Genomic DNA, 22,103 nt, shown 5'->3' with positions numbered 1-22,103 from the left:
CAACTTTATTATCTCTGTACATTTATAGTACTTCTATTTCTTCATGTCGGTAAGGTAATTCAAGCTCAAGTAAGATTATTACTTAAATAACATTTGTAAATGGACAGGCTCAGTAAACAGTATATAAATTGTTAAAATATCACTCATACCTGTTAAAACAAACAAAGCGAGGGATATTATAATATTAATCCCTGCGTAGCCTCCTTCGTCTTGTAAAGCATATGCTATCAAGCCGAAGACCAAAGACATAAAAAGGAGAGTCATCTGTAAAATATCCAGTCCAACGGTTAATTTCACATCAGCTGGAGTGAAATCACCAACAGTATAATTGTATTTACCATATGTAGATAGCAGGATCCAACAAACAAGAAACAAAATTAGACAGCTTGATGCTATGGTGTTGTACTTCTTAGAACGCATATATCTTCCCTCTTATCCTTATAAAATAAATCAAAAAACAAAAAGCACTATTATGAAAGGAATGTTATCCTTCACAAGCACTTCTTGTTTAATGTTAACAAATATTAACAATCATTACGAATGTTTTTTAGCAGGCGGAAGTAAAATCGCATTGCCATCAAACTAAGATTTTGAAGTACCCCCTAAATGAAAATTTTCTTTCTCTATAGTTAGTTATTTTGAGAAGTCAGCTCATTTTTTCGTTTTGCTTTCCCCGTAGTATCATGTTATCCTTTAATGAGGGAATAAATGGAATTTTCACTTAAACATGTAAGGTTGGTTTTAGATGATAAAGAAATTTACTAGAGTAGTATTAATTGCAGTTATGCCAATTGGTCTTATTACCGGTTGTGGCACTACTGAAAAAGCTGAGGCACAAGAGCCGAAAGCAGACTATTGGGATTACTCATATGGTCGTGCGGGTATTTTAGTAAGCGGCAAAGCGAAAGAGCGTCAACAATACGAGATTGGGTATATTGACGATAATATGTTGATTGGAATCAATGAAAACATTGAGGACTGTATTACTTTAGACAATAAAGATGAAGCTGGTTACATTTGGAAACAAATAGAGCGCGGATCTATTATTGAAGTGCAATACGGTAAAGACCGCAACGACATCGTAGGCGTACAATTAGTAGGAGATCGTGAGCTATTCGAAATTAGTGACAAGCTAGATCGAAATACGATAAACGAGATCGTTGGAAAAGTTAAAGGTAATTTGTAATAAATACATATCGACACCAGAACGAGTATATGATTTATTTGAAAGTCGATTCCTTATTTGAGATAAGGAATCGACTTTTTATAATTATCTTTTTTGTAAGTTGTTTTTCCAAAAATAATAGCTATTATCAATGGCTTTTTTTAAGAAAGCTTTGCAATCTGTTCATGTTCCAAAACCCAGTGTGATTACAGTAGACAAAAATCAGGCCTATCCTATAGCGATTGAGAGTCGTAAAAGGGAGATTTCACACCGATTTCTCCCTTTTACAATTTACTTGAAAAATAAATATCCCTTATAAGTGTCTATATAAATGCGCCCGTCTTCTTTTTCTTTTACTTCGCCACCAAAATTTTTTATCCAATCAACCAAGCCTCGATTGTTTTCTGTAACGTTTTCTTTTACAAATAGATATGAATTAATTGATTTATAAGATGTATAGTTAGTTAAAATTATTTGGCTAAGATAAATAGGAGTATCCGAATTTGGAGTCTCCTGAATTATATATGGAGATGGGAGAATGTTATCATTGTTAATATATACATAATATTTAGGTTGATTAATTGCCCATTTTAGCCATATTACTTGAACTATTATGATAATTATGGTTACCGTTTTTTGTATTTTTTTGAAGTTTTGTCCTGGGAAAGAGTAGTAAATGAAAGTGGGAATAGCAAATAAACTAACCCAAGCTACCCATTTGTCTATTGGTGCACCATTTATCCAGAAGATAAATCCTAATGCTTTTATGAATAAAAATAAAAAAACAAGACTTGTGAAAATTATTGATAAATAGTATATTTTCTTTTTCATTGTTTTCTCCCCTAAATATATTTTTACAAAACGAATATAAAAAGAGTATTTTAAAAAGTGTATAGCATATAGATGTAAAGCCCAAAATAGTAACCTAAATTAAATATTGCAAGCATAACGCGTTGGTAAGTCTTACTGGCTCCAGCTGAAAATAAAACGCCTATAAGTGGTGCAAATAAACCAATTTTCCAAAAGATATTTGCTGATCCACCTATCTCTAATGTATCCTCATTTATTATAGTTAAAAGAGCGTAGGGTACACTCAATAAAGATAATATAGCCCATTTGTTCAAAGTGCCACCTCTTTTCAATTTTTTAATATGAATAGTATATTAATTATATATATTAAAGTTTCGTTTGAGAAATTTCCACTTTAATAGGGGTACGGCACATGCCCATCAACTTAAAATTTTGAAATACCCCAAAACGAAAATTTTGTGTATTATGCTCGTTTTTATTGTTTTGAGGTAACCCATCCTTTTTAGCTTGATAGCGATGGGGTGCTACCCCATATAAAAATATAGTTATAGAAAAAGAGAGATTGGATTCCTTTTGAGAGTACGGATCCGCTTTTTTCTTGCTACTGATAATGAGACACTATATGGGTGTTTTTGCCCATCCCCCGAAAAGGTGGAGTAAGACAGAATATACCAATTATTCATTAGGAAAAATAATACTTGAATGGGAGTTCAATATAAATTATTTAAATTAAAGTGGTGGTTCTGGTGCAAAAACTCCAAAATCCTTGCAAGTAATCTCCTAATCTTGGACATACTGATAGTATAACTCTAAAAAAGGTGCTTGATCAGTATGGAAAAGGAAAATCCGTTTAAATGGAAGCACTATCAGACTGATATTATCTTATTAACGGTAAGATGATACCTACGGTACAACCTAAGCTTTCGTGATTTGGTGGAAATGATGGAGGAACGGGGCTTATCTATTTCTCATACCACGATTATGCGTTGGGTTCATCAGTATGGTCCTGAATTGGACAAACGAATTCGTCGTCACCTCAAGCAAACCAATGACTCTTGGAGAGTCGATGAAACATATATCAAAGTTAAAGGGCAATGGATGTACCTGTACCGTGCTGTTGATTCGAAAGGAAACACAATCGATTTTTATCTAAGCAAAACAAGAGACCAAAAGGCTGCAAAGCGATTCTTCAAGAAAGCTTTGCGGTCTTTCCATGCCTCTAAACTTCGTGTGATTACAGTTGATAAAAATCCAGCTTATCCAATAGCCATAGAAAAATTGAAGGAAGAAAAAAAGATGCCACTAGGCATCCAAATCAGGCAGATAAAATATCTGAATAACATTGTGGAACAAGATCATCGTTTTATTAAGAAACGAGTACGCTCTATGCTAGGATTCAAATGTTTTGACACAGCTACATCCATTCTTTCTGGAGTAGAAGCCATGCATATGATTAAAAAAGAACAGGTTGATTTACAGGATCATTCTGTCCAAAATCAGAAAGAATTCATCCATCAATTGTTTGGACTTGCAACATAAGATATGATTCCGTTAGGAATCTATGCGCTTTATTATCTTTTATTCTATTTTTGCACCAGAGCCTTGCATAATATAGCTGGTTTTTTTATTTCTTTAAAGATGGATGGGCGGTTTTTTTTGTATCCTCAAAAAGGAAAGGGCTGCTCATAAGTCGGTTTCACTTTTTAAACCATGAGGACTTTTTCAGTGCCTCCTCTTCCTTGTGGGAAGTCGACCCTTTTTTAAAACACAACAATTGACGTATTTTATCAAGAATCTACAGTTGTTTTTAATATTTCAAATTTCCCTTGTTTATCCACGGTAAACATGACATTATTATTACGACTGTCCGTTCCTCCTATGGTTGTTTCATTAGGGCTGGAATACATGGTCACAACAGCTATCTTATAAATGCCCTCTGTTAGCACGTGGCTCTTTTCGAAATCATCCATAATACTTTGAGCATTGGGAACAGTTTCACTATTTTTGTAGGTATTGTAATAGTAATTAAAATTGATAACTCCTATATAATTAGCATGATCTCTAGTTTTACTATCTTTTAACATTTTCATTATATTGTCAGTGTTTATTTTTTGATCACGTTTGAAATTTTCAATTAATTCCTCTTCTTTTTCTTTATCTATATGTATATCTAAATAGTAATAGAAATTTGGTTTATTTTTACGATAGGAGAATTCACTTAATAAGTTATACTTTTTTATTATCTTATCGGATTGTTTCAAAACATCACGATGTTGTTCAACATAAGCTCCTTTAAATATTTCTAGAAAAACATCATCGCTTCCATTTTTAACTATTTCATATGATTCTTTGTCTACAAGTAAATAAGCAAGAGTGCGGTATGGTTTTTTTATTTCCACGTAAGTCTGTTGATTAGAAGCTCCAAACCCACTATCAGTAGAAAGAATTTTAAAATCCCCATTCTTTATCCCGTAGTTTTCGGACAAATAATCTCCTATTGGTTTTTCTAATAGTTTTGTGTCTGTAGAGCAACCACTTAATAGGAATAGTGGTATGCTCAGTAAAAAGATAAAAACAGTTACTTTTGGTTTCCTCATTCAAGTTCTCCCTTTTCTATTATATACTTCATACAATCATAGTTAGGGTTTTTTCCCATCCCTTATTTAAATCCCCCTATGTTCATTTTTCATTCTTACCCTTCCTTAAACTACATTTTACCATTTTTAAAGATGAAAAAGGGACTCTCTTGTGAGAAGTCGTTCCTTATTTAAAATACAATAATCGTTGTATTAGGGGTCACCATACATCGCCATCAACTTAAGAATTTTCACTACCCCTAAGTACAAAAAAACGTTATTTTTTCTTATTCCCTCTTTTCGGGAGATGGACATGTATGGTGAGGCCTCTTATGTTTTTTGTTTAGTGAACAGATAAGCCATTCTAAAATTACTGTATGCAGACGTAAATACAGCCATTTGTAAAAAAGTCATGGAGGGATATTATGTTAAATTTTTATGTAACACTGTTTCTTATATTCGGTACTGCAATATTCTTATTTTTTAAGTCTGGTTCACCAAAAATTAAGGCTAAAAACCTATCGTTGATAATGGTCTGTTTAGGGATAAATCTACTCACAAGTCCAATGGCTTTTTTTTATAGGCGGGATGGCAACAGCCCCTCCAGATAGTACTGCACTTGATTTTTAGGGAGGATTTCTCTTCATTCGGGGAATACCGCTTCTCATACTACTTGCAGCTTTTTTGAAGTTGGCACTAGCAAAGAAAACAAAACAAATATAGAAGCATATAATGAATAGGTGGATTCCTTGTGAGAGTAGGGATCCACTTTTTTCTTGCTATCAATAATGAGACGTTATGTTAACCGAGCATGTATAGAATATACATTCAAAAATCCTAACAAATCGATTGCCCCAAATGGTACAATTAGGAAAAGGGAAGTGAACAGGTTGGTCTTATATCATCCGTTTAAAATGGCTAGCAAGCATTGCATTACTTTGGGCAAACCTTGCTAATTTGATTCCAAATCAGGTTACTTCCCTAAGTATCTATATCGTTATGAATTTGATTGCACTGGGAACCAATCTGAAGGGCTTTATCGGCTTAAAAAGAAAAAATATTGAGAGCAGATCATGTCTCCCTCAAAATGGGATAGGATTTACGGTGCAACATGAATTTCATTGAATTAAGTGTAGGAGGAATTCGGATGGATGAAGTACCAAAAAATAAAAATAAAAACCTGTTGTTATTGATTTATCTTAGTTTAGGATTGAATCTCATCACAGCTCCATTAGCATTGTTTATAGGCGGGATGACAACAGACCCTCCAGACAGTACTGAACTTGATTTTTTAAAAGGAGTTCTCTTCATTCAAGCAATACCACTTTTCTTATTGTTTATATTTTTGGCATGGTATTTTATCCGTAAGAATAAATATGCTTATGCAGGAATAGCCTTTTCTTTGTCTGTTATCATACTAGGTACCCCTATTGCTTGGATATATGATATGTATAATTCTTTCGCTAAGAAGGTCTTTTTAATACCTGATGGTTACAAAGGATGTGTGGGTGTCCTTTATAACATCAAGGATGCACCACCCCTAAAAATTGAAGATAAGAAAATTATATATCAAGTAACTAAAGATGGACTATTAAAAACATCATCGAATGAAAGGATTGGTAGGAAAAGTGACCTTGATTCTGGATGGGGTAATGTAAAATACTATTATGTAGACAAAAGCGGAAACCAAATTAAGAGGTTAGAAGAAGGCAAAGATATTCACAATACATCAGTATCATCGCAAGCTGGATTGACATATTCGCAATTCTTTATAGGAACAAAGAAAGAAGCAGAAAAACATCCACAATTCTCAATGTGTTTTAACGAAAAACAACAACTACAAATTGATCATAAGTAAGTCATTTATTCATATCGATGATTAAGAGAAAGCATCTGCGGTAGACCAAAGTCAAGTATAATTCTTTATTAATGTGTTTTATACATCCAATCATATTTAATGGAGTCGTTTTGAAAAATGGAACTTCCGCTAACGATAATTATGTAAATAAGCTGTCCATATGGGCCATAGCCATCAAGTTTAAAAAATAAGACTCTCTGGATTTCGTATTTTTTATACGGCTTTGTGAAGTCTTTTCGTACATTCTTGAGTGATACTAAGGATATCGAACGGCGTACGACACTTATACCTTCGTGCTTTTCGTCCGTTTTTGACAAGATCCTGAAAGAGCCTGGTTAGCATAGATATGTTTTTAAAAAGGATTGCTAGGATACATAAAAAGGGAAAAGAAGAATTAGCTCTTTTGCGAGAAAAACAGCGCTCGATAAGTGAAAATCTTATTTCTATATTGAGTGAAGCTTTACATACGACTCATATGCATGATGATACAAATATAATAGGAAGTGAAATAACAGAATTATTCGAAAGAAGGGGTGGTATAGATTCTTTACAACAAGATTGTTTAGCCCTTTCTTCGTATAACGGGAATAACTGTCTTCCTCTACTAGAAAAGTTTTATAACAGTCATAGAAAGACCTTATTTCGATTGATTTCATTATTAAAATTAGATTCAACAACTCAGGATGATTCTCTCATAAAAGCGTTACAATTTTTATTGTTAAATGAAAATCGAAGGGTAGAACACCTTCCTACTAGTATTGATTTATCATTTGCTAACGAGCAATGGAAACAAACTCTTCGAGTTGGAAAAGGTTCTAATTTATTGTATCGTAAACGGCTTGAAATCTGTATATTTTCCTATTTAGCTTCAGAATTAAAGACAGGTGATGTGAGTGTACAAGGTTCTGAAAAATACGCTGATTATAGGAAACAGTTATTATCTTGGGAAGAATGTGAACCGTTAGTTAAAGAATATTGTAAAGAACTTAACTTCCCTTCCTCTCCTACTCAATTTGTTAAACAACTGAAACAGAACTTAACTTCTGTTGCGAATACGGTAGATTTAAATTATCCGAATCATGGCCAGGTTATGATAACAGAAGATGGGGAACCCATTTTAAAACGCTTTGTACGAAAAACTGTGTCTATAAGTAGCAAATTGTTGGAAAAAGAAATTATACAACGCTTACCTGAAAGAACGGTATTAGATATCCTTTGTAATGTAGAACATTGGACTCATTGGACAAAACATTTTGGTCCTTTATCTGGTTCAGATTCTAAACTAGAAGATCCAACGGAGCGTTACATTGTGACTACCTTTGGATATGGATGTAATTTAGGTCCTACACAAACAGCTAAACATATGCGTAATACGATTACACCTCATATGCTTTCTTTTGTGAATCGCAGACATATTCATATTCCAAGATTAAATGCAGCACTTCAGGACGTTTTAAATCAATATCATACATTTAGTTTACCAAAACTATGGGGAACGGGGAAAATAGCTGCAGCTGATGGAACAAAACATGATATGTACACAGAAAATTTAATATCAGAATATCATATTCGTTATGGTGGGTATGGAGCTTTGGCCTATCATCATGTTGCGGATAATTATATTGCTCTTTTTAGTCATTTTATTCCTTGCGGTGTTTGGGAAGCAATCTATATTATTGATGGATTATTAAAAAATAAATCTGATATTCAACCAGATACCCTTCATGCGGATACACAAGGACAGTCCACCCCTGTATTTGCCTTATCTTATCTATTAGGAATTCAACTGATGCCTAGAATTCGTAATTGGAAAGATTTAAAATTTTTCCGTCCAGATAAACATTCGCAGTATAAACATATAGACCCCTTATTTAAAGATGTAATTGATTGGAGGCTGATTGAAACCCACTGGAAAGACCTGTTTCAAGTAGTTGTTTCTATTAAAATGGGGAAAATACTACCTTCGACACTTCTTAGAAAATTAAGCAGTAATAGCAAGAAAAATCGATTATATCAAGCATTTCAAGAGCTTGGAAGGGTAATTCGGACAATATTCCTTCTTCAATATATTTCGGATATGAAACTACGTGAACAAATTACAGCTAGTACAAATAAAGTCGAAGCCTATAATGGATTTTCGAAATGGCTGTTCTTTGGTGGCGATGGTATTATTACGGAAAATGATCCAATCGAACAAGAAATACGTATAAAATACAATGAGTTAATCACCAATTCTGTAATTTTTCAAAATGTAGTAGATATCACAACAATTTTATGGCAACTAAAAAATGAAGATTATCGCTTTTCACGTCAAGATTTAGAAAGGCTAAGTCCCTATATAACTAGACATATAAAACGATTTGGTGATTATGTAATTGACTTACAAAAGATCCCTCATCCAATAGAAGAAGAAATACCTCTATAAAAGAAGCAGGTCATAGTTGGAAATAAAAGTAAGGCTATGACCTATTTTTACACGTATCTCGGCTGTACCCCCTATTAACTTTGCTCCCATCTTCAAGTAAAACCCTTTTGCATTCGGATCACTATCAATTGTAAAACTTTTTATTCCTAGCTCATTTGCTTTTTCTAATACATACTCCCAAAGTATTTTCCCGTACCCTTTTCCTTTGTAACGAGGATGAATGTACAGGAAATCAAGAGCGCTATCATTACGTAAAAATGAGAAAAAACCAATCTTCGTATTATCGTTTTCTAAAACATATACAAAATTGTTTTTTATGTACTCGTCGGTAATTGTTAAATCTTCCTTACAAGCAAGTATGAATTCTTCGCTATAGTTCCATGTTGCTTTTGAATGTAGTGCGAGTTCACTTAATTCATTTGCTTCACTTAATAATGCTTTTCTTATCTTCATGATTCTTTCTCCTCACCTTTGATATATAAACTATTAAAATGATTCGAAAAGTAATTAAAAAAACCTCTTATTTCCGTAAATAAGAGATTACTTTTATAATTCCTCATAATAGGTAACAATTTTTTAAAAGAAAAAACGCCATTCCTGCAAATTGGCGTTCTTTTTCTTTTAACCTTTATGGCATATTATATTAAGAATCATTTTTGCACTTCTAAACAGTTTCTACTACCTCTTCAAGCATTGTTCCATTTTTAGCATAATTCGTATGCCAAGAAAAAGCTTTTTCTAAAACATGAGGAGTTTGTCCACCTCTTGTTTGTGCTTCTTCGAAATAAGCTCTTAGTTGGTCACGATACATTGGATGTACGCAATTCTCAATAATTAGCTCCACTCTTTCTCTTGGTGCTAGTCCCCTTAAGTCCGCATACCCTTGTTCAGTGACGATAACATCTACATCATGTTCCGTATGGTCTACATGTGAAACGAAAGGAACGATACTTGAAATGTTACCGCCTTTCGCAATCGATTTCGTAACAAAGATAGCTAGTCGGGCATTTCTCGCAAAATCACCAGAACCACCAATACCATTCATCATTTTCGTACCTAAAACGTGAGTAGAGTTAACATTTCCATATATATCTAATTCTAAAGCAGTATTAATTGAGATTAATCCAAGGCGACGAATGATTTCAGGATGATTAGAAATTTCTTGCGGGCGCATCATTAATTTATCACGATATTTTTCAAAGTTAGAAAATACTTTTTGCATTTTCTCTTCTGAAAGCGTGATCGAGCAGCAGGAAGCAAAATTGACTTTCCCAGCGTCCATTAGATCAAAGACCGCATCTTGTAAAACTTCAGAATACACTTCTAAATCTTCAAACTCCGAATCTAGCATTCCATGAAGAACTGCATTGGCAACTGAACCAATTCCCGATTGTAGCGGCGCTAAACGATTTGTTAATCGACCTACTTCGACTTCTTTTCGAAGGAACTCTATTAAATGCTGTGCCATAATAACAGTTTCTTCATCTGGAGGAACAATTGTCGATGGTGAATCCAGTTGATTCGTAAACACAATCCCCTTCACTTTTTCAGCATCAATCGGGATTCCAATTGTTCCAATTCGATCATTCGTTTTTACGAGCGGAATTGGGAGCCTTTCCCCTTGTTTACCTGGTTCATATAAATCATGCAGCCCCTCTAGTTGCGCAGATTGGGCCATATTCATTTCAATAATAATGGACTTAGCATTTAAGGAAAATGCTAAGGAATTTCCTATTGAAGTGGTTGGAATAATTATTCCATCTTCAGTAATCGCAACCGCTTCCAAGATAGCGAAATCTATATCCATAACGTCAGCACGAAGTAACTCTGCTGTATGAGATAAGTGCTGATCCACAAATAAAAAGTCCCCGTTATTAATTCCTTTTCGCATAGTTGCATCTGCTTGGAAAGGCAATCTTTTCCCTAAAATTCCTGCCTCAGCAAATAATTTATCTACATCCGAACCTAAGGAAGCCCCTGTATAAACATTTACTTTAAAAGATTTATCATTCTTAACTCGGTTTACAAGTGCAAATGGGACTGCTTTTACATCACCAGCACGTGTAAATCCACTTAATCCTAAAGTCATTCCACTTTCAATCCATGAAGCTGCTTCTTCAGGTGTAACTACTCGATCTTTTAATCGTTGATCCCTAATTCTATCTAAATTATTCTCCATATGTAATCCCTCTCCCAATGAATATTCATAATTATTTTACACATTAACACCATCAAAATAGGGATTTTCTTACACAATGCCGAAAATTCAGATAAAACAGCGAATCTAGGTTCTAAAGCAGAAAATTTTAGAATCCTAGAAGCTTACGAAAATAGCTGGCGTATGATTGACTTACTGGTACCATCTCTCCGTTATCCATAGAAAGTAAAAAAGTAGAATGGGTATCAGGATAAATCGCTTTAATATGATTAACATTTACAATAAAGGAACGATGGCATCTAATAAACGAATCTTTCGGAAGCAAGTATTCGAATTCTTGTAGAGAGTATTTATGCGTTCCTGTTAACTCTTCTGAATTCACATATGTCTTTTTATCTTTAGCCTCTAAATACATGACCTTTGCAAAAGGAACTGGAATCCATCCGTCTGTTGTTTTTAAAGTAACGACTGACTTACCATCCGTTAAAGCGGGATAAATTGCCGTCACGCAACCTTCAATCTTTCCATTATTTGAAAATGGTACGGCCATTCCATGATAAGGAATACCGAAAACATCTCGGTTAATAAACTCAGAGGCTTTTTGCTTCGTTACCATTGCTTTATGAGCAATCGTTCCTTCCTTAATGGGATTCCCGGCGCTAATCTTTAAATCAATTCGTTTACTTGGCCGATAGTAAATATATTCTTTCGTGTTCGAAACAGCGATTGATATTTCATCTGAAAATAATTCCCCAACAACATCTAGTAGTATACCTAATGTTTTATCTTCCATATTATTAACACCTCATTCACTATTATACTACTATTATGATTTGTAAAACCGTTCAACAATTTGAACGGTTTTACAAACAATTTAGTTCACCTTAGCCCCATAACATCTTGCTACTGCAACTGCCTGCGCTATATCTAATTTCACATTTTTCAAATCAAAACTTGTAAAATCAATTCTATCAACTATCGCCCCTTTTAAATTTGCACCGCTAAGTTTCGCCTTCCCTAGTTGTACACCTGTTAAATCTGCTTCACGTAAATCTGCTTTTTCTAAATTACATTCATATAGGTCAGCTTCAATTAAACGTATACCCTTTAACATTTGTTTACTTAAGTTCGCGAACCTTAAATTCGTATATGACCAATCGCCCGATATTATAGTTATTCCGTCTAAATTCGCTTCTTCAAAATCAGAGCCAGTCATTTTACATTCTTCAAACTTCGATACGAATAAATTCACACCAACAAACTTACAATTTGCAAATGTAGTTCCTTGATGGATAGAAGCGTTAAATAGAGCACCGGTAAAATCACATTCTATGAAATTACAATTTTCAGTAGAAACTTCCGTTGCATCTACCCCTCTAAAAGAGCATTTTATGAAGGTACAATTTTTCAATTCCTCTTCTTTAATCAAAACATCTTGAAAATCTATTTCTATATACTCTTTATTTACAAATTCACTCATAACTATTCCTCCATTTCCTCAAAGAAACCTCACTTGAAAAAAGTGAGGTTCCTTCTCATACAATATGCCCATCTAACCAAGAAATCAAATCTTGAAATACTTCATCTCTATTTACTTCGTGGAACATTTCATGCCTTCCCTTTTCATATAAACGCAGCGTTACATCTTTCACGCCACATTTTTTATAATTTTCATATACTTCTTTTACACCTTTCCCCATATCCCCAACAGGATCACGATCTCCTGAAAAAATATGTATTGGAAGATTTTTCGGTGTTTTCTTAAACTCTTCTAGTTTATTTACTTCTAATACACCGGAAAACAATTCGCGATAAAAGCTTGTTGTACAAATAAATCCACATAACGGATCCGCAATATATTTATCAACTTGATTATTATCTGAAGATAACCAATCAAATTTCGTACGATTTGGCTTAAAGTGTGAGTTGAAATTTCCGAAAGATAAAAAGTTTAGCATCGGACTTTTCGTTTTTTCCCCGCGTAGTTTCATCTCGATTGTCGCTACTTTATGACCAATGACTCCTAACAATCCCGGGTTCCCACCAGTTCCTGAAATAAGGAATCCATCATATAATCCACCTTTAAGTTGTACAGCACGTCTTGATAAAAAAGAACCCATACTATGTCCAAGTAAAAACAACGGACATGTCTGCTCTTTTCTTATCGTTTCTGATACAAAAATAACATCAGACACAGCCTCACTCCAACCTACATCTGGTTCAAAATGACCATAATCTTCTTCTCTTTTCACTGTTTTCCCATGACCTTTATGATCATGCGCATAAACACCATACCCTGCTTCTAATAAGGCAGCAATAAAGTCTGTATAAACACCTGCATGTTCTGTCATACCATGTGCAATTTGAATAATCCCTCGCAGATCTCCTTCTGGTAACCACTTACGCAAATAAATTTCCGATCCATCCAATGCCGTAACGAAACTTTCCTGTACGTTCATTTCGTCAGCCCCCAACTCTATTATGTATATCAAAAAATGAATATCCATTCATTATTCTTATTATGTATTATATGCAATTGCCTTCATTATGACAAATAACCCACTTTTCCAATTAGCTCTTAAACTAATATATTGACGAACAGAAAATAAAATTATATAGTTACTTACATAAAGTAATTATTATATTTTTGGGAGGTTTCTATTATGATGCCATCATTATTTTTAGCACACGGATCACCGATGCTCGCTATTCAAGATACAGACTATACAAGGTTTTTAAAAACACTTGGCGAAACATACAAACCGAAAGCAATTGTTATTTTCACCGCTCACTGGGAAAGCGAAGTATTAACGATTTCTTCATCAGATAACGAATATGAAACAATTTATGATTTTGGAGGTTTTCCTCCTGAGTTATACGAAATCAAATATCGTGCGAAAGGCTCTTCTAACATTGCATCTATGTTAGAAACAAAATTTAAAAACAAAGGTATTCCAGTCCATCATAATATGACGAGAGGTTTAGATCATGGCTCATGGACTCTTCTGCATCGCATGTATCCAGAAGCAAATATTCCTGTTGTCCAAATATCAGTCAATCCATTCCTTGCTGCAAAAGAGCAATTTAAGATTGGCGAAGCACTAAAAGGACTTGGACAAGAAGATATTTTAGTAATCGGGAGCGGTGTTACCGTTCATAACTTACGAGCTTTAAAATGGAATCAAACTACACCCCAACAATGGGCAATTGAATTTGATGATTGGATTATTAAACATATGCAGACTACTGATAAAGATGCATTATTTAATTGGGAGGACAATGCCCCTCATACACAATTAGCAGTACCAAGAGCAGAGCATTTTGTTCCTTTATTTATCGCTATGGGAAGCGGTGAAAATAACGGTGAAGTCATTCACCGCAGTTACGAGCTTGGTACATTAAGCTATCTTTGTCTCCAATTTTAAAGAAAAGGATGAAGCAATCATTGCTTCATCCTTTTCTTTTTCATTCACTTAGTTAACTAACTTCCAAATGTCGTTTCTCTGATACCTCTTCGTTCTTATTGTGAAAATAAACCCAAATGCACGCAATAAATAATAGTGATGAAGTAGAGAAGAAAACATATTGGAAGCCTGCATGAGCTGCAATTTGTCCACCAAGTACTGGTCCAATCATATTTCCTAAAAACTGAAACGATTGATTATACCCAAATATTCTTCCCGTTACATGGGTTGGTGTATGTTGTTTTAGTAGAGTTTGTACGGAAGGTAATAATCCTGCTTGTGCGATACCTAATAAAAAGCGAAGAATTAATAGTTGCCAAGCTGAGGTTACAAATGCTTGCGGAATAAAAATAATTCCTGCCGCAAATAATGCCACAACTAACGTTTTTTGAGGTCCAATACGATCTGATAATCTCCCTAACTTAGGAGCTGCCATAATAATAGCTAAACCTGTCGCAGACATGACTGCGCCTGCAATCATTTCAATATGAGCTGTTCCTGGTCCTTCTAAATTCTTTACATACAATGTAATAATAGGTTGAATTGACATGTTCGCAAGTTGAATAATAAATGTCGTTACAAACAAACTAATAATTAAATGCTTTGCTGGAACCATTGTCCATACTTTTTTCGGTTGTACTTTTTTTGCTTGAGCGAAGTGATTCTCTTCATGTAGGAAGAAAAAAACGATGAGAAAAGAAAGGAATAAAAAAGCTCCTGTAACAAGAAAAACATGGCGCATTCCAATTAACTCAGACAAGTATCCTCCAAGTAACGGGCCAAGTAAAGAACCGCTCACGCCCCCAGTTGAAATTGTGGAAATTGCCCAACCTGAATGCTCTTTCGGAGTTTCTGCTGCAATAAATGTCATCGCCGTTGAAAGGAAACCAGATACTGCTCCCATCAAAAACCTTAGTGCGACTAGTTGATACACATCCGTTACAAACCCCATAAGCGTCATAATAATCGCCATACCAAGGCTCGCACGAATCAGCATCAATTTCCGTCCATGTATATCACCAAGCTTTCCCCATATTGGTGATACGATCGCACCCATTAAAAATGTTATACCAAATGCAAGTCCCGACCACTGTGCAATACTAGAAGTGCCAGTTACTCCTAATTCCTCAATATAAAAAGATAAAAAAGGAATTACTAAACTCATACCGGCTGCAGTGGTAAAACAACCTAGCCAACAAATCATTAAATTTCGTTTCCAGCTGGCCATTTTCACACCTTCTTTCTTTAGATACCCATTCTACACCCTTTCTTGTAAAAAGTTTAGTAATTTGCTTTATTTGTAAGATTTACTACAAAACCCGCTATTTTCTAGTGAAAACCACTACGTCTCTACATTATTTTCATAAAAAAACCAACTCCCATATATGGAGTTGGTTACTTATTCTCTAACGGTATTAAACGCGCATTACAACATCGCTCATAAAACTCAATCGGACCTGCTTGTCCAATAATTGCGTATTCATATCCTTCTTGCTTCATACTATGTAAACAACGATGTAACAATTGCTTCCCTACACCTTTCACGCGATTTTGTTTCGCTGTGCCCATTGGACCAAACAATCCCTTCTTTCCTCTCACTACATCATAGCAAGCGAAACCTACTATCACTTCTTCTTGTTCTGCTATATAAATAGGGACATTTTCTTTATATGTACGAAATCCATACTCTATTGAATGTAACCAACGTTCACCAAATTCCTCATTAACAAAACTTGCTAATTTTTCAAAATCAGAAGGGCTAGCCTTTCTAACAGTACAAATTAAATGATTATAAGTAGGAACAAAATATTTTAGATCGACCGCCAAATCTCTTGGCTCAGCTATAATACGTAATATATCTTTTTGTATTTGTGCATTTCCAATAAACGTATCCGTGCAGAATAGCGCATATATAACATGCCCTTCATTTATTATTACTTGCTGGAAACGTTCCATACGTTTCTTCGCTATTTGTAAAATTTCTAGCACCTTATAAGATACCTTATATTGTCCTATTTTTTTATACTCTTGATACGGTGAATCGTATTGTTTTCGTATTGAAAATTTTTCTAAAAAATCCGTACCCAAGTTACGAAACAAATACATATACAACTCGCTACAAACTCCAGTGCCTTCTTTACTCATTCCGATAAACAGATGAGTTGATTGAATAATATTATTTCCCGCCTCTTCTGCTGCAATCTTCAATATGTTATGAACACGTTTTGTATATTGAAATTCCTCCATATATATATATCCATCCCCTACTACTTTACTATTAAACCGTAACCGTAAATAAGTGAAACAATTATTCCAACTACCAATATACCTGGCAGTAAATTTGCCACTTTAATTTTAATAATACCAAGTAAGTTCAATCCAATAGCGGCTATCATAATACCACCTGTAGCTGTCATTTCCACTATAAATTGATTCATTAATTCTTTCGGGACCAAACTATTAATTTGTGTTGCAAAAACCGCAATCCCTCCTTCATATAAAATAACTGGAATCGCCGAAAATACTACGCCAATTCCTAAAGTTGTCGTTAATATAATAGAAATAAACCCATCGATAATCGCCTTTGTAAATAAAATATCATGATTTCCGCGAATCCCACTGTCGAGTGCACCAAGTATGCCCATCGCACCAATTGCAAATATTAAAGTAGCTGTTACAAAACCTTCTGATATGCTCCCTTCTCCTTTCGATCCAACTTTATTTTCTAGCCAATCTCCTAACTGTTTTAACTTTCCCTCTAATTGTAGCCATTCCCCGATGACGGTACCAATCACTAAACTTAGTATGACAACAAGAAAATTTTCACTTTTCAATGCCATTTGAAGTCCAAGCACAGTAACCGCTAAACCGATTGCATGCATAATTGTTCCCTTCATACTTTCTGGAATTCTACTAAATAATTTTCCTAGTAAAGTACCAAATATAATACAAACCCCATTTACAACTGCTCCTAATATAACCATTTCTCATTCTTCACCCTTCGAATTCTTTATTTCTATATTTTGGTTTATTCATTGATTTACAGGTTATCTATATGTTAACTTAATATTGAGAATATTAACAAATATTTTCCGCAACATAAACGCAATTTTTTGTAGTTATACATAATGCGAAACTTTAATTAACATAAGTCTTATTGCCTAAAAATTGCGGTATAAATTCAAAAGGGAAGGTATTTATGAAAACTTTACTAAAACGATTTTTGTTAATAGCCTTTTGTATTACACCAATTGTTGTATTAATTAACCACTCTTTTACTTCAAAGGCGAAAGACAAACCCGATTTGCAAAACAAATCTAGTAAAACCGCTTCAACAAGTGAAAAGAAAATAGAGGACCCGGAAATTACACTCACCTTCTCTGGTGATACAATGTTCGATTGGCAATTACGTCCTGTAATTGAAAAAAACGGGGCTGATTATCCATTCCAACATGTAAAAGAAGAAATAACAAAAGCTGATATTTCTTTCGTTAATTTAGAGTCAGCATTTACAACGAAAGAAAAGAAAGCTCCTGGACAACTGTTTTGGATTAAAAGTGATCCATCCACGCTTCAAGCTATAAAAAAAACCGGATATGACATCGTAAATATCGGGAATAATCATACACTTGACTATGGGCAAGAGGGATTATTAGATACAATCTCTCACGTAGAAAAATTAAAGTTGCCTTACATTGGAGCTGGAAAGAATGCAAAGGATGCATATACTGCACGAGAAATGACTGTAAAAGGGAAAAAGTTCAAATTTCTTTCCTTCGTTCGATTTATGCCTGATACGAATTGGGTAGCTGGTGACAATAAACCTGGCGTTGCGAACGGATATGATTTAAATCTCGTAACAAAAACAATTAAAGAGCAAAAAAAAGATGTAGACTATTTAATCATCTATATGCATTGGGGCGTTGAAAAATCAAACCGTCCGGTAGATTATCAAAAACAATATGTAAATAAAATGGTTACAGCCGGAGCCGATGCGATTGTCGGAAGCCATCCACATTGGTTACAAGGGTTTGAATATTATAATAACGTTCCTATCGCTTACTCATTAGGAAACTTTTTATTCCCAAGTTATGTAAGTGGGAAAAGCGCCGAAACTGGCATATTAACTTTAACTTTTAAAGGAAAGGATGTCCAAATGTCATTCAATCCTTACATCATTCGTAACAACCAAGTTTCCCCTGTGAATGAGGAGGAAAAGAGAAAAGCTCTACAATATTTACAAACAATTTCAACTGATGTAGAAATTGATGATGCAGGGAATATAAAAAATAAACGAAGCTAGATAGAACAAGATCGATTTCTCTGTACCATACTTTACAGAATAGGTGATGAACATGCTGAAAGACTTATTAGAAAATGTAAGTTTATTAGAGAATATTTATAAAATATCTATAGCCGTTCTACTTTTATGTTCACTTTTCTCTGTTAGGCTTCTAAAAAGAATAAAACGAGAACGAAAACTTACTACCTTTGAATTTACTCTGTATGTAATCATTCGTATTGCGATACTCTTTTGGTTAACTAGCTTTATCCTTCTTGAATATGGAAAGTATATAGTTTAACTATAAAAAAGATAGAACAAGCAGAATTTCCCTTGCTTGTATCTATCTTTTTTATTTGGATGCTAACTCTTTCCTTCTATTAAATAAGCAAATCAAACAAAACAGGATTTTTATTAAGCTCCATAAATTGAATATTATTTTCTTTAAAACGAGTAATTAATTGCTCATAATCTTCTTTATGTTTTAACTCTACCCCGACTAATGCTGGACCATTTTCTTTATTATGCTTTTTAATGTATTCAAAGCGCGTAATATCATCTTCTGGCCCTAATCCTTTATCAAGAAATTCTCTTAGCGCACCGGAACGTTGCGGAAATTCAATGATAAAATAATGCTTTAATCCTTCGTAAATGAGCGAACGTTCTTTCATCTCTTGCATTCTATCAATATCGTTATTTCCACCACTTAGCGTACAAACAACTGTTTTACCTTTTATTTCATCTCTATATAAATCAAGCGCTGCAATAGATAGTGCACCCGCCGGTTCAGCTACAATTGCATTTTTCTTATATAGTTCTAAAATCGTCGTACAAACCTTCCCCTCTGGTACTAAAACAATGTCATCAATTACATCTTTACACGTTTCAAATGTTAACTTCCCTACTTTTTTGACAGCTGCCCCATCAACAAAACTATCTATTTTCTCTAACGCGACATTTTCATTTTGAAGAAAAGCCTCTTTCATAGATGCAGCTCCCATTGGCTCTACACCAATGACTTTTGTAGCAGGACTAACACCTTTTACATATGTACCAACACCTGATGCTAATCCACCACCGCCAATTGCTGTAAAGATATAATCCACTGGTTTCTCCATATCATGCATAATTTCAACTGCCACTGTTCCTTGACCAGCAACTACATACGGATCATCAAACGGATGAACAAACGTCATTCTATTTTCTTCACAATAGCACTGTGCTTCTTGGAAAGAGCTATCAAATGTATCACCAACTAATACAATTTCTGCAAAATCACCACCGAAAAATTGTACTTGTGATACTTTTTGTTTCGGCGTCGTTGTTGGCATGAAGATTTTTGACGGAATCTTCAATAAATTACACGTATAAGCAACTCCTTGCGCATGATTACCAGCACTTGCACAAACAACACCGTTTTGTAATTGTTCTTTTGATAAACTTTGAATTAAATTGTACGCACCACGAATTTTGAAAGAGCGAATCAATTGTAAGTCTTCTCGTTTTACATAAACGTCACAATCATATTTCTCAGATAGAACTGTATCACGTTGTAACGGTGTTTTAATAACGATATCTTTCATACAATTATGTGCCATTAAGATATCTTCAATTTTCACTCTCTCCTTTACCTTTTGCACCATTTCATATCATCCTTATCTCTTTTTAATTGGCTCAATCAAAATCCGGGATTTTTAGAACTGCACCTGTATTCGCCGATGTTACCATCTGCGCATAACGTCCAAGCCAGCCAGTTTTCACTTTCGGTTCTGGTCGTTTCCACTCTTTTTTACGCTTATCTAATTCTTCATCACTAACTCTTACCTCCAACAATCTTTCCTCAACATCAATGCAAACGATATCCCCTTGCTTGAGAAGTGCAATCGTTCCCCCCGCAGCTGCTTCTGGTGAAATATGCCCAACTGAAATACCACGTGAAGCACCCGAGAAACGACCATCCGTTAATAGCGCAACATCTGCACCTAATCCCATACCGGCAATCGCTGAAGTTGGTGCTAACATTTCCGGCATACCAGGGCCGCCTCTTGGTCCTTCATAGCGAATAACAACTACATCGCCTTTCTTCACTTTCCCAAGCATAATGCCCGCAAGAGCCTCATCTTGTGAATTAAAAATAACGCAAGGTCCTTCAAATCGTTTTACTTCAGTTGCCCCGCTTTTAATAACTGCCCCATCTTTCGCAAGGTTTCCTTTTAATATACGTAATCCCCCTTCTTCACTATGAGGGTTTTCGAGTGAATGAATTACTTCCTTATCTTTAATCTCTGCCCCAGCAATATTTTCTCTTAACGTCTGCCCAGTAGCAGTAATACGATCTAAATGAAGTACTCCCTCTTTTCGGCTCATCTCTTTCAAAATGGCACTAATCCCGCCTGCTCGATCAATATCTTCCATATGCCAATTGGAAGCAGGACTTACTTTACATAAATGTGGTACACGTCTTGAAACGGCATCAATGCGATTCATATCGTAATCTAAACCCGCTTCTTGCGCGAGAGCTAATGTGTGCAACACTGTATTTGTCGAACCGCCCATCGCCATATCAAGCGCGAACGCATCATCAATTGCTTCTTCTGTTACAATGTCCCTCGGTTTAATATCTCTTTCAATTAAAACCTTTAATTTCTCTGCTGCTTGTTTAATTAATTCTTCACGTCTTGGATCGATGGCTAAAATACTCCCGTTACCCGGAAGAGCTAAACCTAACACTTCACATAAACAGTTCATAGAGTTCGCTGTAAACATACCAGAACAAGAACCACAAGATGGACAGCCATGATCTTCAATATCCTTTAATTCTTCTTCTGAAATTTTCCCAGATTGATAAGCTCCTACTCCTTCGAAAACAGAACTTAAATCGACAACGTCTCCTTTTGAAGTTTTTCCAGCCGCCATCGGACCACCTGAAACAAAAACAGTTGGAATGTTAATACGAAGTGCAGCCATCATCATACCGGGTGTAATTTTGTCACAGTTTGGAATACAAATCATGCCATCAAACCAATGTGCATTTACAACCGTTTCTACTGAATCTGCAATGATTTCACGACTCGGAAGCGAATAACGCATACCGATATGCCCCATCGCAATACCGTCATCTACTCCAATTGTATTAAATTCAAATGGGACCATACCTGCTGCACGCACTGCTTCTTTAACAAGTTTTCCAAACTCATTTAAGTGCTTATGACCTGGAATAATTTCAATAAAAGAATTACAGATAGCTATAAACGGTTTATCAAAATCTTCATCTTTCAAACCAGTTGCTTTTAATAAACTACGGTGCGGCGCTTTATCAAAACCTTTTTTAATCATGTCACTTCTCATCTTGTCAAATCCCCTCT

General features: G+C 34.8%; 19 protein-coding genes and 4 pseudogenes. 9 read left to right on the top strand and 14 right to left on the bottom strand.

Annotated features, from left to right (window positions below; all coding sequences use genetic code 11):
• Positions 1 to 78: 78 nt before the first annotated feature.
• A complete protein-coding gene (locus ACLBWW_RS15200; protein ID WP_001256766.1) occupies positions 79 to 420 on the bottom strand; it encodes a hypothetical protein in 342 nt (113 codons plus the stop codon).
• 325 nt (positions 421 to 745) lie between these two features.
• Here ACLBWW_RS15200 and ACLBWW_RS15195 point away from each other — a divergent pair, with 325 nt between their 5' ends.
• Together ACLBWW_RS15195 and ACLBWW_RS15190 are read left to right on the top strand one after the other, a co-directional pair.
• Positions 746 to 1,186: a hypothetical protein gene (locus ACLBWW_RS15195; RefSeq protein WP_000591645.1), complete on the top strand. Its 441-nt coding sequence runs from the start codon at positions 746 to 748 to the stop codon at positions 1,184 to 1,186.
• Between the two features lie 136 nt (positions 1,187 to 1,322).
• A pseudogene (locus tag ACLBWW_RS15190) lies at positions 1,323 to 1,427 on the top strand (IS6 family transposase); the annotation flags it as partial.
• A gap of 29 nt (positions 1,428 to 1,456) precedes the next feature.
• Here ACLBWW_RS15190 and ACLBWW_RS15185 read toward each other — a convergent pair.
• Both ACLBWW_RS15185 and ACLBWW_RS15180 read right to left on the bottom strand, forming a co-directional pair.
• Positions 1,457 to 1,996 carry a hypothetical protein gene (locus ACLBWW_RS15185; RefSeq protein ID WP_447614112.1) on the bottom strand — a complete coding sequence of 180 codons (540 nt, stop codon included), beginning with the start codon at positions 1,994 to 1,996 and terminating at the stop codon, positions 1,457 to 1,459.
• A 50-nt stretch (positions 1,997 to 2,046) separates the two neighbouring features.
• On the bottom strand, positions 2,047 to 2,289 hold the full coding sequence (locus ACLBWW_RS15180; protein WP_098129141.1) for a hypothetical protein: 243 nt from the start codon (positions 2,287 to 2,289) through the stop codon (positions 2,047 to 2,049).
• Positions 2,290 to 2,806: 517 nt separating this feature from the next.
• Here ACLBWW_RS15180 and ACLBWW_RS15175 point away from each other — a divergent pair.
• A pseudogene (locus ACLBWW_RS15175) lies at positions 2,807 to 3,514 on the top strand (IS6 family transposase).
• A gap of 248 nt (positions 3,515 to 3,762) precedes the next feature.
• Here the strand turns inward: ACLBWW_RS15175 and ACLBWW_RS15170 are convergent.
• Positions 3,763 to 4,572 (bottom strand): hypothetical protein, encoded by an 810-nt coding sequence (locus tag ACLBWW_RS15170; RefSeq protein WP_098633592.1) that lies wholly within the window; start codon positions 4,570 to 4,572, stop codon positions 3,763 to 3,765.
• A gap of 404 nt (positions 4,573 to 4,976) precedes the next feature.
• Here ACLBWW_RS15170 and ACLBWW_RS15165 point away from each other — a divergent pair.
• The 3 genes and pseudogenes from ACLBWW_RS15165 to ACLBWW_RS15155 all read left to right on the top strand — a co-directional run.
• Positions 4,977 to 5,274, top strand: a pseudogene (locus tag ACLBWW_RS15165) (hypothetical protein).
• Between the two features lie 424 nt (positions 5,275 to 5,698).
• Complete coding sequence (locus ACLBWW_RS15160; protein ID WP_098338417.1) at positions 5,699 to 6,409, top strand: DUF6843 domain-containing protein; 711 nt, start codon at positions 5,699 to 5,701, stop codon at positions 6,407 to 6,409.
• A gap of 340 nt (positions 6,410 to 6,749) precedes the next feature.
• A pseudogene (locus ACLBWW_RS15155) lies at positions 6,750 to 8,834 on the top strand (Tn3 family transposase); the annotation flags it as partial.
• On the opposite strand, the gene ACLBWW_RS15150 reads toward ACLBWW_RS15155, so the two are convergent.
• The 5 genes from ACLBWW_RS15150 to ACLBWW_RS15130 form a co-directional block, all read right to left on the bottom strand.
• On the bottom strand, positions 8,829 to 9,287 hold the full coding sequence (locus tag ACLBWW_RS15150; protein ID WP_223265751.1) for a GNAT family N-acetyltransferase: 459 nt from the start codon (positions 9,285 to 9,287) through the stop codon (positions 8,829 to 8,831). The pseudogene ACLBWW_RS15155 and the gene ACLBWW_RS15150 overlap by 6 nt on opposite strands.
• Positions 9,288 to 9,498: 211 nt before the next feature.
• Positions 9,499 to 11,013, bottom strand: a complete 1,515-nt coding sequence (locus ACLBWW_RS15145) for an acetyl-CoA hydrolase/transferase family protein (protein ID WP_098068176.1) — start codon at positions 11,011 to 11,013, stop codon at positions 9,499 to 9,501.
• A 127-nt stretch (positions 11,014 to 11,140) separates the two neighbouring features.
• The gene (locus tag ACLBWW_RS15140; protein WP_098078308.1) at positions 11,141 to 11,785 is read right to left on the bottom strand and encodes a LytTR family DNA-binding domain-containing protein; all 645 of its coding nucleotides are present in this window, start codon (positions 11,783 to 11,785) and stop codon (positions 11,141 to 11,143) included.
• An 81-nt stretch (positions 11,786 to 11,866) separates the two neighbouring features.
• Positions 11,867 to 12,472, bottom strand: a complete 606-nt coding sequence (locus ACLBWW_RS15135; RefSeq protein ID WP_098068174.1) for a pentapeptide repeat-containing protein — start codon at positions 12,470 to 12,472, stop codon at positions 11,867 to 11,869.
• A 55-nt stretch (positions 12,473 to 12,527) separates the two neighbouring features.
• Positions 12,528 to 13,451 carry an alpha/beta hydrolase gene (locus ACLBWW_RS15130; RefSeq protein WP_048543274.1) on the bottom strand — a complete coding sequence of 308 codons (924 nt, stop codon included), beginning with the start codon at positions 13,449 to 13,451 and terminating at the stop codon, positions 12,528 to 12,530.
• Positions 13,452 to 13,655: 204 nt separating this feature from the next.
• Between ACLBWW_RS15130 and ACLBWW_RS15125 the strand changes: the two genes are divergently transcribed.
• On the top strand, positions 13,656 to 14,417 hold the full coding sequence (locus ACLBWW_RS15125) for a DODA-type extradiol aromatic ring-opening family dioxygenase (protein ID WP_447614110.1): 762 nt from the start codon (positions 13,656 to 13,658) through the stop codon (positions 14,415 to 14,417).
• A 52-nt stretch (positions 14,418 to 14,469) separates the two neighbouring features.
• Here the strand turns inward: ACLBWW_RS15125 and ACLBWW_RS15120 are convergent, their stop codons facing one another.
• The 3 genes from ACLBWW_RS15120 to ACLBWW_RS15110 all read right to left on the bottom strand — a co-directional run bounded on the left by ACLBWW_RS15120 (position 14,470) and on the right by ACLBWW_RS15110 (position 17,440).
• Positions 14,470 to 15,684, bottom strand: a complete 1,215-nt coding sequence (locus tag ACLBWW_RS15120; RefSeq protein ID WP_048543276.1) for a multidrug efflux MFS transporter — start codon at positions 15,682 to 15,684, stop codon at positions 14,470 to 14,472.
• 167 nt (positions 15,685 to 15,851) lie between these two features.
• The gene (locus ACLBWW_RS15115) at positions 15,852 to 16,703 is read right to left on the bottom strand and encodes a GNAT family N-acetyltransferase (RefSeq protein WP_098221737.1); all 852 of its coding nucleotides are present in this window, start codon (positions 16,701 to 16,703) and stop codon (positions 15,852 to 15,854) included.
• 20 nt (positions 16,704 to 16,723) lie between these two features.
• Entirely contained in the window at positions 16,724 to 17,440 is a 717-nt protein-coding gene (locus ACLBWW_RS15110) for a DUF554 domain-containing protein (protein WP_098049285.1), read from the bottom strand.
• 215 nt (positions 17,441 to 17,655) lie between these two features.
• On the opposite strand from ACLBWW_RS15110, the gene ACLBWW_RS15105 reads away from it, so the two are divergent.
• Positions 17,656 to 18,759 carry a CapA family protein gene (locus ACLBWW_RS15105; RefSeq protein WP_447614109.1) on the top strand — a complete coding sequence of 368 codons (1,104 nt, stop codon included), beginning with the start codon at positions 17,656 to 17,658 and terminating at the stop codon, positions 18,757 to 18,759.
• 52 nt (positions 18,760 to 18,811) lie between these two features.
• Positions 18,812 to 19,039, top strand: coding sequence for a hypothetical protein (locus tag ACLBWW_RS15100; protein WP_098049287.1), 228 nt, complete (start codon positions 18,812 to 18,814; stop codon positions 19,037 to 19,039).
• Positions 19,040 to 19,118: 79 nt separating this feature from the next.
• Here the strand turns inward: ACLBWW_RS15100 and ilvA are convergent, their stop codons facing one another.
• Positions 19,119 to 20,381 carry a threonine ammonia-lyase IlvA gene (gene ilvA / locus ACLBWW_RS15095; protein ID WP_098049288.1) on the bottom strand — a complete coding sequence of 421 codons (1,263 nt, stop codon included), beginning with the start codon at positions 20,379 to 20,381 and terminating at the stop codon, positions 19,119 to 19,121.
• 31 nt (positions 20,382 to 20,412) lie between these two features.
• Positions 20,413 to 22,086, bottom strand: coding sequence for a dihydroxy-acid dehydratase (ilvD, locus tag ACLBWW_RS15090; protein WP_098049289.1), 1,674 nt, complete (start codon positions 22,084 to 22,086; stop codon positions 20,413 to 20,415).
• Positions 22,087 to 22,103 lie beyond the last annotated feature (17 nt).

It is taken from the genome of Bacillus sp. M5A3_1b, from assembly GCF_053345335.1.
Note: the sequence above shows the minus strand (reverse complement) of the source record. Positions and strands in the feature narration are given on the sequence as shown.